Genomic DNA, 12,857 nt, shown 5'->3' with positions numbered 1-12,857 from the left:
CCTGTCCGCGTTACCGTTTGCCCGACACCACCGGAACGGGGAGGCACGGCATGAGCAGCACGACCGGCTACGGAGGCGCCGCCCGCTGGAACGGGCCGTCCGGCCAGGCCTGGGTGCAACTCCAGTCACTGATGGACGGGATGTACCGCCCGCTGGAGGAGCTGCTCGTCGGCACCGTGGACCCGGGTCGTCGCAGCGTCCTGGACGTCGGCTGCGGCACCGGCGTCACCACTGTCGCCGTGGCCGAGCGGCTCGCTCCCGGCCGCCGCTGCGTGGGCGTCGACATCTCGGCCTCGATGATCGCCGCCGCCGAGGCCCGCGGCGCCGGCGCCGGCGCCGAATTCCTCTGCGCCGACGTGCAGGAACACCAGTGGGCGGCGGACTCGTTCGACACCGTCATCTCCCGCTTCGGCGTCATGTTCTTCGACGACCCCGTACGCGCGTTCAGCAACCTGCGCCGGGCCGCGACCCCCGACGCCGACCTGACCTTCGTGGCGTGGCGTGCCATCGAGGAGAACCCGTTCATGACAGTCGCCGAACGGGCCGCCGCCCCGCTCCTGCCGAACCTGCCGCCCCGCCGCGTCGAGGGCCCCGGCCAGTTCGCGTTCGCCGACGCCACCAAGGTCCGCACCATCCTCGACGCCGCCGGCTGGGCCGGCATCACGATCGACCCCGTCGACATCGAGTGCACCTTTCCCGAATCCGACCTGGTCGGCTACTTCACCCGCCTGGGCCCGGTCGGCCTGGCCCTCCCCGACGCCGGCGACCCGATCCGCACGAAGGTCGTGGACGCCGTCCGCCCCGCCTTCGCCCCCTATGTCAAGGGCTCCGACGTACGCTTCACCGCCGCCTGCTGGCTGGTCCGCGCCCAGGCCTCAGCCCCGTCAGCCACCGGCCTCTGACCAGGCCCGGACACCGGGACAACCACCGTTCCGGCACTCACCGGCGTCGATCCGGTCGCAACCGTGGACGACCTGCCAGTCCCGGCCGACATTCGCCGTGGCGAAACTCGAACATCCATTACAGTCCATGACGTGCCTGCTACGGCCACGTTACGGATCTCCGTCGGCAACGACGTGGACCGCGGCCTGTTCACCGCCATCGGCGAGATCCTGCTTCCTCAGGAGTTCTGATGCACATACGCCGCAAACTTGCCGTCCTTCTGTCCGCGGTGCTGGCGGGCGGGGTGATCAGCGCCCCGGCCCACGCGTCCGGTGGGAATGGCCTCCAGGGGCGCCACTCGCTGCGCTCGCCGGTCACCGACGAGAACTTCTACTTCGTCATGGCCGACCGGTTCGACAACGGCAGCACGGCCAACGACCAGGGCGGGCTGGGCGCCGACCCGCTGGTGTCGGGCTTCGACCCGACGAAGAAGGGCTTCTACAACGGCGGTGACCTGGCCGGGCTGCTGCGCCGCATCGACTACATCAAGGGCCTGGGCACCACGTCGATCTGGCTGACGCCCAGCTTCAAGAACAAGGCTGTGCAACTCGAGGACGGGCCGTCGGCCGGCTACCACGGCTACTGGATCACCGACTTCACCCAGATCGATCCCCACCTGGGCACCAACGCCGAGCTGAAGTCGCTGATCGACGCGGCCCATCAGCGGGGCATGAAGGTCTACTTCGACATCATCACCAACCACACGGCCGACGTGATCGGCTACGAGTCGGGCGCGCGCCAGCCGTACGTGTCGAAGGACGTCTCGCCCTACCGGACCGCAACCGGACGCCCGTTCGACGATCGTGACCACGCCGGCCGGTCCAGCTTCCCGGCGCTCGACCCGGCGACGTCGTTCCCGTACAAGCCGGTGCTCGACGAGGCCGAGAAGAACCTCAAGGTTCCGGCCTGGCTCAACGACACCACGCTCTATCACAACCGGGGCGACACGACCTTCGTCGGCGAGAACTCGCTCTACGGCGACTTCTTCGGCCTCGACGACCTGTTCACCGAGCACCCGCGCGTCGTCAACGGCATGATCGACATCTACGAACGGTGGATCGCCGACTTCGGCATCGACGGCTTCCGGATCGACACCATGAAGCACGTCAACGACGAGTTCTGGCAGAAGTTCGGGCCCGAGGTGCTCGCGTTCGCCCGCCGGCACGGCAAGCCCGAGTTCTTCATGTTCGGCGAGGTCTTCGACACCTCGAAGAGCTTCACCTCGCAGTTCACCACGAAGGACCGGATGCAGGCGGTGCTCGACTTCCCGTTCCAGGACGCGGCCCGCAACTACGCCTCGCGCGGGCAGTCCGCGGCCGCGCTGGAACAGTTCTTCGCCGGCGACGACTGGTACACCGACGCCGACTCCAACGTCTATCAACTGCCCACGTTCCTGGGTAACCACGACATGGGACGCATCGGCAGCTTCGTGCAGGCCGACAACCCGGGCGCGGGCGACGCCGCCTGGCTGGCCCGCGACCGGCTCGCCCACGAGCTCATGTACTTCTCGCGCGGCAACCCGGTCATCTACTACGGCGACGAGCAGGGCTTCACCGGCCCCGGCGGCGACCAGGACGCGCGGCAGACGATGTTCGGGAGCCGCGTGCCCGAGTATCTCGACGACGACCTGATCGGCACGGCCGCCACGCACGCCCAGGACAATTTCGTGACCGGCCATCCCCTGTACGCCGGGATCGCCGGCCTGGCCGCGCTGACGTCCCGGTACCCGACGTTGCGGGACGGTGCGCACCAGCACCGGTACGCCGCCTCGGGGCCCGGGATCTACGCGTTCTCCCGCACCGACCGCTCGCAGCAGCGTGAGTATGTGGTCGCGCTGAACAACAGCACGTCAGCCCAGACCGCGGCCGTCCCGACCTACATCGCGGGCGGAAAGTTCCAGCGGCTGTACGGCGCCGGACCGGCCACGACAACCTCGGCCGCCGACCGCAAGCTCACAGTGACCGTTCCGCCGCTCTCCACGGTCGTCTACGCCTCGACCGGCCGGGTCCCCGCCTCGAAGGCCGCTCCGGCGGTGTCTCTGGCGGCGCCCTCCCCGTCCGCCGAATCGCGTGGCCGCATGCAGGTCTCCGCCTCGCTGAGCGGCTCGTCGTTCGCCGAGGTCAGCTTCTATGCCCGTACGGGACATGGCGGCTGGACGCCGATCGGCACCGACGACAACGCGCCGTACCGGGTGTTCCACGACGTGTCCGGCCTGCCCACCGGCACGCAGGTCGAATACCGGGCGGTAGTGCTCGACAACGCCGGGCACACCCGCACGAGTTCGTCGCGCTCGGCCCGGGTGCCCGCGCCTTCGCTGACCATCGAGGCCCCGGCCGAGGCGGCCAACGTGCGCGGCCGGGTCGAGGTGCGGGCGGTGGCCGACCCGGAACGGGCGAGCCACGTGGTGCGGTTCGAGCGCAGCGTCGCCGGTGGCGCCTGGACGACGATCGGCCGGGACGACTCGTCGCCCGCGTACACGGTCTTCGACGACCTGGCGCCGCTCAACCTGGCCGCGGGCACGCAGATCCGCTACCGGGCCGTGCTCCGCGACCCCTCGGTGGTCAGCCCGATCCGCACGGTCCGCTACGCCGGCCCACCCCTGACGACGGCCACGGTCAACTACTTCCGCCCGGCCGGCGACTACACGGATTGGGGCCTGCACCTGTGGGGCGAGGCCGTCGATCCGGCGGTGCTGGCCCAGATCGCCTGGGACAAGCCGTGGCCCCCGACGCGCGTCGAGGGCGGCTGGGCCTCGTACGAGATCCCGCTCGTCGACGACACGAAGCCGATCAACTTCATCATGCATCGACCCAACGGCGACGTCGTGCCCACCACTCGCGAGCCCGGCGGTGACCGCGCCTTCACCCCGATCGACAACCCGCAGATCTGGCTGAAGCAGGGCGATCCAACCGTCTACACCACCGCGCCCCCGACCAGCTGATCTCAGCCGCCAAGACGGCGGTCCGTTGTCCACGAGTCTTCATGTCACGCGGAACACCGGCCACCCGATCTCCGTGCGCCAGGCGCCCGGATCGCTCACATCCCGGGGCCCCACGCGGTAAACCTCCCGCACGGGCCCCGCCACCGACATCGCGTTCTCCACGACCCACGCACCGAGCTCGCCGTAGGTGACGTCCACGCCCTCGTGCTCGCCGACGTGGGTGGTCACGGCCAGCTCCGCGGCGGGAAGGGTCACGGCGTGCACCCGTCCGGTGCGCGGTGGGGCGGAGGTCGGCAGGTAGACCAGCACCCGACCGCGGCCCTCCTCGAACAGGGAGTTGTCGTAGGCACCCCCCGGCGGTCCGGTCACACCTGCGCCCACGGCCGCTTCCAGCTCGGCCATCGCGCCGGCGAACCACGCCTCGACGTCGGCGTGGCCGATCACGGCCTCAACCGCCGCTACCTCGCGGGCGGGCTCGGCGCGCAGCTCGACCTCGATCGGCGCAGGATCGGGCTGCAGGAGGCGGCGCAGCGCGGTGACCGCGGCCCGGGTGCGATCCAGCTCGGCCTCCAAGCGCCGCAGGTGATCCGCGACCAGGGTCGACCGGACGCCGGGGTCCGGCGTCCGCAGGATCTGCTGCACGTCGCTCAAGGGGACGTCGAGCTCGCGGAGCCGGTTGATGACCTGCGCGGTCGGGATCTGCTCGACGGAGTAGTAGCGGTAGCCGGTCGCCTCGTCCACGACGGCCGGCTCGAGCAGCTCTCCCTCGTGGTAGCGGCGCAGGGTCCGCACGCTCAGGTGGGTCAAACGCGAGAACTCCCCGATCGTCAGCATCCCCTCAGTGTGAAGGCTCCCCCAGGGGGAGGGTCCAGCACTTGACCCTCCGGCCCCGCGAGGCCGCACGGTGACGACATGACACACACCGACCTGCGCTCCGACGCCCTCCCGACCACCGTCCGCGACTTCCTCGCAGCCAGCACCGTGCACGACGCCGACACGGCCTCGTCGTTCCTCGTCGAGGACGTCGTGGTCGTCGACCAGAACGAGACCTTCCGGGGCCGCGAGGAGGTGCACGCGTTCCTGCGCGACGCCGGCGCCGAGTTCGAGTACACCACCGAGCAGATCGGCGCCCGGCGCGTCGATGACGACCACTGGGTGGTGACCCTCCGCCTCGAGGGCAGCTTCCCGGGCGGCGTCGCCGACCTGGACTACCGCTTCACCCTCCGCGGCAACCTCGTGGCCGAGCTCGTCATCGCCAACCACGAGGCCTGAGCCCGACCGCACACCACCGAATCATCAGAAGGAAGAGAAAAATGGTCAGCAAGGAACGTGACCGCCTCGACGGCCGCCACGCGCTCGTTACGGGCGGGTCGAAGGGTTCGGGCAAGGCCGTCGTCACCCGCCTGCGGGAGATGGGCGCCGACGTGTGGACCACGGCCCGGACGATGCCCGACGGGTACGACCGCCCCGACCGGTTCATCGAGGCGGACACGTCGACCGTCGAGGGCGCGCAGCTCGTGGCGGACCGCATCGCCGACGCCGTCGGCGCGCTCGACATCCTCGTGCACGTCGTCGGGGGCGCCTCGACGCCGTCCGGTGGGTTCGCGGTCATCACCGAAGAGCAGTGGCTGATCGAACTGAACCTGAACTTCCTGGGTGCGGTGCGGCTCGACCGGGCCCTCCTGCCGGCGATGGCCGGGGCCGGGTCGGGTGTGGTGCTGCACTTCACCTCGATCCAGCGGGAACTGCCGCAGTACGACGCGTCGCTGGCGTACGCGGCGGCGAAGGCGGCGCTGCGCACGTACAGCAAGGGCCTCGCCAACGAGCTGGCACCCCGCGGCGTGCGGGTCAACGCGATCAGCCCCGGCGGCATCGAGACCGAGGCCTACGAGCGGTTCGTGGACCGGATCGCCGAGGGCAACGGGCTCACCCGCGAGGCCGCCAAGCAGACGATCCACGATTCCCTCGGCGGGGTTCCTCTGGGGCGGTTCGCCCAGCCCGAGGAGATCGCCGACCTGGTCGGATTCCTGGTGTCGGACCGCGCCTCGGCCATCGTGGGCGCCGAGTACGTCATCGACGGCGGCACGGTCCCGACCGTGTGAGCCAACGGCGGGGCGGCCTCGAGGGGATCGTGGCCGCCCCGTCCGGACCACCCGTAGAAAAACCCGATAAGTCACCGACGACGAGGCGACGGCGCCTACCTCGTGCGCGAGAGGACCGTGCCCGGTCCGGACGGGGACCCGGACGTCGCGCTACTCGTTTGCCTCCCGGCCGCGGGTGTCGCCCTCATGGCCCGTGACCGTGGGGCCCGACGATCGCGGGACAGCTGCTCCTGAGCCCCATGCTCGACGACCGCAACGACTCGCCCTCGGCGCGCCAGATGCGCGGCATCGGCATCTGGGACAACCGCTCCAACGAGACCGGCTGGAACGCGCTCCTCGGCGAGGGCGTGCGCGGGGGGCCGGATGTGTCCCCGTACGCCGCGCCGGCCCGCGCCGAGGACCTGTCCGGCCTGCCACCCACCTTCATCGACGTCGGCTCAGCCGAGACGTTCCGGGACGAGGACGTCGCCTTCGCGAGCCGCCTGTGGCAGGCCGGCGGCCGCGGTGAGTTGCACGTCTGGCCCGGCGGTTTCCACGGGTTCGACGTTGTGGCACCGTCCGCCGCGATCTCCAGGGACGCGATCGCTGCCCGCGCGGCGTGGCTGCACCGCCAGCTGGGCAGGTGAATGGGCGGTGCAGACGTTCCTCACCGAATCAGTAGGAGGGCGCGGACAGGTGGGCGCGCTCGCCCTGCGCCCCGAAGAGGGTCAGCAGCTCGGCCGGCTGGGCGCCGGCGCTGCCGATCCAATGCGGCGTACGGGTGTCGAACTCGGCGGCCTCGCCCGGGCCGAGCTCGTACTCCTGCTCGCCCAGCCGGAATCGGACGTGCCCGTTCAGCACGTAGAACCACTCGTACCCGTCGTGGCTCTGCAGCTTCCTGGTCCGGGCGCGACCCGCCGGCGGATAGACCACCTTGTAGGCCTGAACCCCGCCCGCCCGCCGGGTCAGCGGCACGATCGTCAGCCCGAACCGGCGCATCGGCCGCAGATGGATGCGCGGGTCGCCGGTGGGCGGGGCCGCGACCAGATCGTCGAGGGGCACCCCGTGCGCCCGGGCCAACGGCAGCAGCTGCTCCAGCGTCGGCCGCAGCTTGCCGTTCTCGAGCCGGGACAGCGTGCTGGCCGTCAGGCCCGTCTCGGCCGCCAGCTCCGCCAGCGTCGTGCCGCGTGCCCGCCGGAGCTCGTGCAGACGCGAGCCCACCGCGGCCAGCACGTCGTCTTCCACCTTGCCCATCCGCTCATCATGCGGATCCGCAACTTTCCTTGCAACACTGGAACGACGGCAGTCACGCTGGCCACATGACAGCCGAACTGTTCTGGGAGAAGCACTATCGCGCCCGCCGATCCTGGGGCGGCCGCGCCAACCCGCTGCTGGTCGAGGTCGCCACCCCGCTGAGCCCCGGCGCCGCCCTCGATCTGGGCTGCGGCGCCGGCGGCGACGCGATCTGGCTGGCCCGGCACGGCTGGCAGGTCACCGCCGTGGACGTCTCCCCGACCGCTGTCGAGCAGGTGCGGGCCCACGGCCTGCCGATCACGGCGGAGCAGCACGACCTCGCGGTGAGCTTCCCCGCCGGCGCCTTCGATCTGATCTCCGCCCAGTACTTCCAGACACCGCTGCCGCTCGACCGCGCCCAGGTGCTGCGCACAGCCGCCCACGCGCTGCGCCCGGGCGGCCTGCTCCTGGTCGTCGACCACGGTTCCATCGCCCCCTGGTCGTGGAACCAGGACCCCGGCACCCACTTCCCCACCCCGGCCGAGGTGGCCGCCGAGATGGCTCTGGACCCCCGGCAGTGGCCCGTGGTGCGAGCCGACCGGCCCCAGCGCCGCGCCACCGGCCCCGGCGGCCGAACTGCCACGGTGACCGACAACGTCCTGCTGATCCGGCGAGCTCTCGCATGAGAGACACCGGCCCGCCGTGGACGGACACCGACGAGAAGGCCACCCTGCTCGGCTTCCTCGACTACCTACGCGAGGCGATCGCCACCAAGGCCGCCGGCGTCCCCGAGCCTCAGGTTCGCACCCCCGGCGTTCCCTCCGGCACCAACCTGCTCGGCTTGATCAAACACCTGACCCACGTGGAGCGCTTCTACTTCCTGGGCCGGCCGATCACCAACCTGCGCCGGACCCTGAAGCCCACCCGCACCGAAACGCTCGACCACCTTCTCGCCGACTACCGGGAAGCCATCCGCCAGGCCAACGAGGTCATCAACTCCTACGGCGACTTGTCCCGCCCCGCGCCCCGCCCCGGCGGTCGAGCCCCCGCCCCCACCATGCGCTGGACCCTCACCCACATGATCGAGGAAACCGCCCGCCACGCGGGTCACGCCGACATCCTCCGCGAGCAACTGGACGGCGCCACCGGCCGCTGAAGAATCCGCCCCTACGCTCTCAGCTTCACGAATGCGGAGGCCACGCGAGCGACCGACTGGTCCTCGTCGTGGGTCAGCCGTTGCAGCACCTCGTCCGCGGCCGGGCCCGGCAACTCGACCAGCGCCTGGGTCAGCCGGATCCGCACCGCGGTGTCCCCGGCTGCCAGCGCGTCGACCAGAGCGGCGATGATCTGCTCCCCGCTGGAAGGTTCCAGGGCCGCCAGCGCCTCGGCCGCGTCCACGTCCTTCGTACCCGCGACCACCATGTCGACGAGCACCGGCACGGCCGAGGTCACGCCTCGCCGGCCCAGGGCGAGAGCGGCATTCCCCCGTACGACCGGATCCTCGTCCCCCAGGGCGTCGGCGAGCACAGCCGTCGCCTCGTCACCGGGCAGCTCGGCGATCGCCACGACCGCCCGCCGCCGGATCTCGACGTCCGGGGAGTGGACGCCGGCGGCCAGGCCGGCCAGGCCTTCGTTGCCGGCCCGGGCCAGCGCCCACCGCAAGGCACCGGCCACGTTCGGGTCGGACTCGGTCAGCACCGCCCCGGCCAGCAACTCGACCGGGACCGGCACGTCCTCGGCCGGAGCCATGACGGCCTGCTGGCGCCGGGCGGCGTCGGGCGAGTCGAGCCCGTGCATCAGCTCGACGATGCGCAGCACGTCCTGCCAGTCGGACGGCGCCGTCGCGTCGACCGCTCGCAGCCGTTGCAGCAACTCCCGTTCCCGCTCGAGCCGCTCCTCGGCCCACCGGATGAGGTCGCCGACCAGCGCGGCCGGGGCGAAGCCGGGGTCCTCCAGGGCGGACGCGATCTGGCGCAGCGACAGGCCGAGCGACCGCAGGCTCTCCACGTGGAAGATCCGGCGGATGTCGTCGGGCGAGTACTCGCGATAGTTGCCGACGGTACGACCGGTCGGGCGCACCAGCCCGAGCCGGTCGTAGTGCCGCAGCATCCGGGTGCTGACCCCGGATCGGCGCGCCACGTCGCCGATCAGCACCGGTCGGGCCCCAGGGCGACCACCCGGGTGGCCTCCGCGACAGCGGCGTCGAAGCCCGCCTCCGGATCGCGCATCAGCGTCTCGGTGGCACGGGCGTGGGCCTGCACCTGCGGGTCGACGCCGGCCAGGCCCGCATGCAGAGCATCCTCGAAGCCGAGGGCGACGATGGCCCGGCTCAGGCTCAGCTTCACGTTCCGGTCGCCGCGTCCCAGTTGTGTGGCCAGTTCCACCGCCAGGCCCTCCCTTTCGCCCTCCGGCGCCAGCACGACCGCGGCCCGCCAGGCGGCCCGCGCGACCTCGTCGTCGGCGTCGCGCAGCAGCGAACGCGTGATTGCCGGCCAGGCGTCCTGGTCACCCACCTTCGACAGCGTATGCAACGCCTGGCTGCGGGCCTGCGCGATCGGGGATCCCAACTCGGCCACCAGCCGCGGCACCGTGAGCGCGGGCGGCAGGCGGGTCAGGGCCCAGGTGAGCATGTCCCGCACGAAGAAGTCGGGCTCGACCGCGCACCGCTCGACCAGCGCCTCGAGCAGCTCGGGGTCGGCTCGCGTCCCGGCCGCCAGGGCCGCCTGGAGCCGGGTCGAGGACTCGTTCGCCTTCAGCGCGTTCAGAAGCATGACCTCAGTGAAGACCTTGTCACGGTGTCAAGGTCAAGCGGTTCAGTCCGTGAGGTGAGCTCCGATCTCGGACTCGCTGACCCGGGCCGGTTCGAGCACGCGGTGCAGGAACTCGCGGGTGCGCTCCTCGCGGGGCTTCCCGAAGACCTCGACCGGCGGGCCCTGTTCGACGATCACGCCGTCGTCCATGAAGACGACCCGCGAGGCCACCTCGCGGGCGAAGGCCATCTCGTGGGTCACCACGAGCATGGTCATGCCGTCGGCGACCAGGCCACGCATGACCGCGAGCACCTCGCCCACCAGTTCCGGGTCGAGCGCGCTGGTCGGCTCGTCGAACAGCATCAGCTGCGGTTCCATGGCCAGCGAGCGCGCGATGGCGACGCGCTGCTGCTGACCGCCGGAGAGCTGCGCGGGGTAGGACGAGGCCTTGTCGGCCAGGCCCACGCGATCCAGGTTCTCAGCCGCGATCCGGTCGGCCTCGGCCCGGCTGCGCTTGAGCACGCGGCGCTGGGCGATGGTGACGTTCTCCCGGACGGTCAGGTGCCCGAACAGGTTGAATTGCTGAAAGACCATGCCGACACCCCGGCGTACGGCGTCGATGTCGCAGTCGGGGTCGGTGACCTCGATCCCGGCGACCCGGATCGAACCACTGGTCGGCCCCTCCAGCAGGTTGACGCAGCGCAGCAGGGTGGACTTGCCCGATCCGGACGGGCCGATGACGCAGACGACCTCGCCCGCCGCCACCGTCAGGTCGATGCCGCGCAGCACCTCCAGGCTCCCGAACGACTTGTGCAGCGCGGTGATCTCGATCGCCGGCATCCCGGTCACCTCTCCCTCGCGGCCCGGCGTTCCAGCCCGCGCACCAGTTGCGACAGCGGCAGGGTGATCACCAGGTAGAGCAGTCCGGCCACGACCAGCGGGGTCGGGTTGACCTTGGTGTTGAGCGTGTCCCCGGCGAACTTGGTGAGCTCGATCGTGGTCGAGGTGACGCCGAGGACGTACACCAGGGACGTGTCCTTGGTCAGCAGGATGATCTCGTTGGTCAGCGGGGGGATCACGATGCGGAACGCCTGTGGCAGCACGATCGAGACCATCGCCCGGCCGTGCGACATGCCCAGCGTCCGGGCCGCTTCGAGTTGGCCCTTGGGGACGGCCTGGATGCCGGCGCGGATGGTCTCGGCCATGTACGCGGCGGCGGTCAGCCCGAGGCCGACGGTGACCGAGCCGTACACGCCGCCCGGGATCTCGCGGTCGGGAAACGCCAGCGGGACGCCGTAGCCGACCATGAACAGCACGAGCAGGGCCGGCAGACCGCGGAACAGCTCGATGTAGGCCGTGGCGAACCAGCGGTAGGGCAGGATCGACGACAGCCGCATCAGCGCGAGCACCAGCCCGAGCGTCAGCCCGAAGACGAACGCCAGCAACGTGTAGACGATCGTGTTGCGCAGGGCGACGGTGATCGCCTCGGGGAACATGCTGCCGGCGACGTCCGACCGGAAGAAGGCGTCGGACAGGCGACCCCAGTCGGCCGCCGCGATGGCGCCGACCAGAGCCAGCCCGAAGACGACGTAGCCGGCGACGCGGATGATCCGTCGCCGCCGGCGGGGAGTCAGTGTCATGCGGCCGGCTTCTCGCCGATCCACTCCGCGTAGATCTTGTCGTAGCTGCCGTCGCCGCGCGCCGCCGTGAGGGCCGCGTTGACCTCCTTGAGCAGCTCGGCGTTGCCCTTCTTGACCGCGAAGCCGTACTGCTCGCCGGTGTCGAAGCCGGCCGCCACGACGACCTTGCCCGGGTTGGCCTTGATGTACTCGTTCCAGACCGGCAGGTCGTTGACGGCCGCCACGACCTGGTTGGTCGCCAGCGCCTGCTGCAACGCGGCCAGGTCCTTGTACGAGACGACCTCGATCTTCAGGCTCTTCTCCTGGACCTGGGTCTTGATGTATTCCTCGCCGGTGGTGCCGCCCTGCACGCCGAGACGCTTGCCCGCCAGCTCCTCCAGCGTCTTGACCTCCTTGCCGGTCTGCGTGGCCAGGGCCTGGGTGGCGTCGAAGTACGGGTCGGAGAAGTCGAGCACCTTCTTGCGCTCGTCGGTGATGGTCATGCCGGCCGCCGCCACGTCGCACTTGCCGGAGTTGAGGTCGGCGCCGGACTTGATGCCCTCGAACGGCGTGTCCACGATCTCCTGCTTGACCTTGAGCCGAGTGGCGACCAGGTCGATCAGCGCGACGTCGAAGCCGACCACCTTGCCGCTGTCGTCCTTCGACTGGAACGGGGCGTACGGCAGGTGGGTGCAGGTGGTCAGGGCGCCCGACTTGACCAGTGTCACGCCACCCTCGGTGGTGCCGCCGGTGTCTTCCTTGGCGCAGCCCGCGACGGCGCCGATGGCCAGCGTCGCGACAGCCGCCACCCGGACCATTTTTGTGACGTTCATGCATCTCTCCCCGATAGGTGATCTCCAGATTAATCCACCGCTGTCTTCGGCGTTGAACACGGGATCCACCCCGGCGCATCGGCGGCTGCACCCGCGAGCTCACGGCATTTCGACGCCGCGCTCGTCGAGTTTGTGGTCGCGCCAGTAGACGTCCCACTCGTCGTCGACGTGCTTCGGCTCCTTGCCCTCGGGGAAGCGGACGAAGCCGGTCGGTGGCTGCTCACCGTCAGCAACACACGCGCGACCGGTGGTGCTGTCGACGGCGGCGACCGGGTACTCCCCCGAGCGGCAGATCGCCTGCCGGATCGTGCAGCCGGCGGTGAGCCCGCCGGCGAGGGTGGCGACGGCGAGGAGGAAGGGCAGACGTCGGCGCTGGCTCATACCGGGATTCTCGCCGACACCTGCCACCTCCGCTGGGCGGCAACGCCCGGCGGAGGTGGCCGCGCAACAGGACCCCC

General features: G+C 70.8%; 15 protein-coding genes. 7 read left to right on the top strand and 8 right to left on the bottom strand.

Annotation, left to right across the window (positions count from 1 at the left end; genetic code table 11):
• The first annotated feature begins 50 nt into the window (after nt 1-50).
• Together KXC43_RS34370 and KXC43_RS34365 are read left to right on the top strand one after the other, a co-directional pair.
• Nucleotides 51-902: a class I SAM-dependent methyltransferase gene (locus KXC43_RS34370; protein ID WP_221380373.1), complete on the top strand. Its 852-nt coding sequence runs from the start codon at nt 51-53 to the stop codon at nt 900-902.
• 230 nt (nt 903-1,132) lie between these two features.
• Complete coding sequence (locus KXC43_RS34365) at nt 1,133-3,883, top strand: alpha-amylase family glycosyl hydrolase (protein WP_221380372.1); 2,751 nt, start codon at nt 1,133-1,135, stop codon at nt 3,881-3,883.
• A 39-nt stretch (nt 3,884-3,922) separates the two neighbouring features.
• On the opposite strand, the gene KXC43_RS34360 is transcribed toward KXC43_RS34365, so the two are convergent.
• Nucleotides 3,923-4,717: a MerR family transcriptional regulator gene (locus KXC43_RS34360; protein ID WP_221380371.1), complete on the bottom strand. Its 795-nt coding sequence runs from the start codon at nt 4,715-4,717 to the stop codon at nt 3,923-3,925.
• Between the two features lie 78 nt (nt 4,718-4,795).
• Between KXC43_RS34360 and KXC43_RS34355 the strand changes: the two genes are divergently transcribed.
• From KXC43_RS34355 to KXC43_RS34345, 3 genes are all read left to right on the top strand, one after another.
• Nucleotides 4,796-5,155 carry a nuclear transport factor 2 family protein gene (locus tag KXC43_RS34355; protein WP_221380370.1) on the top strand — a complete coding sequence of 120 codons (360 nt, stop codon included), beginning with the start codon at nt 4,796-4,798 and terminating at the stop codon, nt 5,153-5,155.
• Between the two features lie 41 nt (nt 5,156-5,196).
• Nucleotides 5,197-5,985 carry an SDR family oxidoreductase gene (locus KXC43_RS34350; protein WP_221380369.1) on the top strand — a complete coding sequence of 263 codons (789 nt, stop codon included), beginning with the start codon at nt 5,197-5,199 and terminating at the stop codon, nt 5,983-5,985.
• A 239-nt stretch (nt 5,986-6,224) separates the two neighbouring features.
• Nucleotides 6,225-6,611 carry an alpha/beta hydrolase gene (locus tag KXC43_RS34345; protein ID WP_221380368.1) on the top strand — a complete coding sequence of 129 codons (387 nt, stop codon included), beginning with the start codon at nt 6,225-6,227 and terminating at the stop codon, nt 6,609-6,611.
• Nucleotides 6,612-6,639: 28 nt separating this feature from the next.
• On the opposite strand, the gene KXC43_RS34340 is transcribed toward KXC43_RS34345, so the two are convergent.
• On the bottom strand, nt 6,640-7,218 hold the full coding sequence (locus KXC43_RS34340) for a helix-turn-helix domain-containing protein (protein ID WP_221380367.1): 579 nt from the start codon (nt 7,216-7,218) through the stop codon (nt 6,640-6,642).
• Between the two features lie 65 nt (nt 7,219-7,283).
• On the opposite strand from KXC43_RS34340, the gene KXC43_RS34335 reads away from it, so the two are divergent.
• Both KXC43_RS34335 and KXC43_RS34330 read left to right on the top strand, forming a co-directional pair.
• Nucleotides 7,284-7,883: a class I SAM-dependent methyltransferase gene (locus KXC43_RS34335; protein ID WP_221380366.1), complete on the top strand. Its 600-nt coding sequence runs from the start codon at nt 7,284-7,286 to the stop codon at nt 7,881-7,883.
• A complete protein-coding gene (locus KXC43_RS34330; protein WP_221380365.1) occupies nt 7,880-8,353 on the top strand; it encodes a DinB family protein in 474 nt (157 codons plus the stop codon). Before KXC43_RS34335 ends, KXC43_RS34330 begins: the two co-directional genes overlap by 4 nt.
• Before the next feature lie 11 nt (nt 8,354-8,364).
• Here the strand turns inward: KXC43_RS34330 and KXC43_RS34325 are convergent, their stop codons facing one another.
• The 6 genes from KXC43_RS34325 to KXC43_RS34300 form a co-directional block, all read right to left on the bottom strand.
• Entirely contained in the window at nt 8,365-9,351 is a 987-nt protein-coding gene (locus tag KXC43_RS34325) for a HEAT repeat domain-containing protein (RefSeq protein ID WP_221380364.1), read from the bottom strand.
• Complete coding sequence (locus KXC43_RS34320) at nt 9,345-9,968, bottom strand: HEAT repeat domain-containing protein (protein WP_221380363.1); 624 nt, start codon at nt 9,966-9,968, stop codon at nt 9,345-9,347. Before KXC43_RS34320 ends, KXC43_RS34325 begins: the two co-directional genes overlap by 7 nt.
• Nucleotides 9,969-10,010: 42 nt before the next feature.
• Nucleotides 10,011-10,787 (bottom strand): amino acid ABC transporter ATP-binding protein, encoded by a 777-nt coding sequence (locus KXC43_RS34315; protein WP_221380362.1) that lies wholly within the window; start codon nt 10,785-10,787, stop codon nt 10,011-10,013.
• A 5-nt stretch (nt 10,788-10,792) separates the two neighbouring features.
• Nucleotides 10,793-11,587, bottom strand: a complete 795-nt coding sequence (locus KXC43_RS34310) for an amino acid ABC transporter permease (protein WP_221380361.1) — start codon at nt 11,585-11,587, stop codon at nt 10,793-10,795.
• On the bottom strand, nt 11,584-12,399 hold the full coding sequence (locus tag KXC43_RS34305; RefSeq protein ID WP_221380360.1) for a transporter substrate-binding domain-containing protein: 816 nt from the start codon (nt 12,397-12,399) through the stop codon (nt 11,584-11,586). The genes KXC43_RS34310 and KXC43_RS34305 overlap by 4 nt, the downstream gene beginning before the upstream one ends.
• Nucleotides 12,400-12,498: 99 nt before the next feature.
• Complete coding sequence (locus KXC43_RS34300; protein ID WP_221380359.1) at nt 12,499-12,780, bottom strand: SCO0607 family lipoprotein; 282 nt, start codon at nt 12,778-12,780, stop codon at nt 12,499-12,501.
• Nucleotides 12,781-12,857 lie beyond the last annotated feature (77 nt).

The organism is Paractinoplanes polyasparticus, assembly GCF_019710575.1.
Taxonomy (GTDB): Bacteria; Actinomycetota; Actinomycetes; order Mycobacteriales; family Micromonosporaceae; genus Actinoplanes; species Actinoplanes polyasparticus.
The sequence above is the reverse complement of the archived record's forward strand: the minus strand, read 5'-3'. Positions and strand labels throughout refer to the sequence as shown.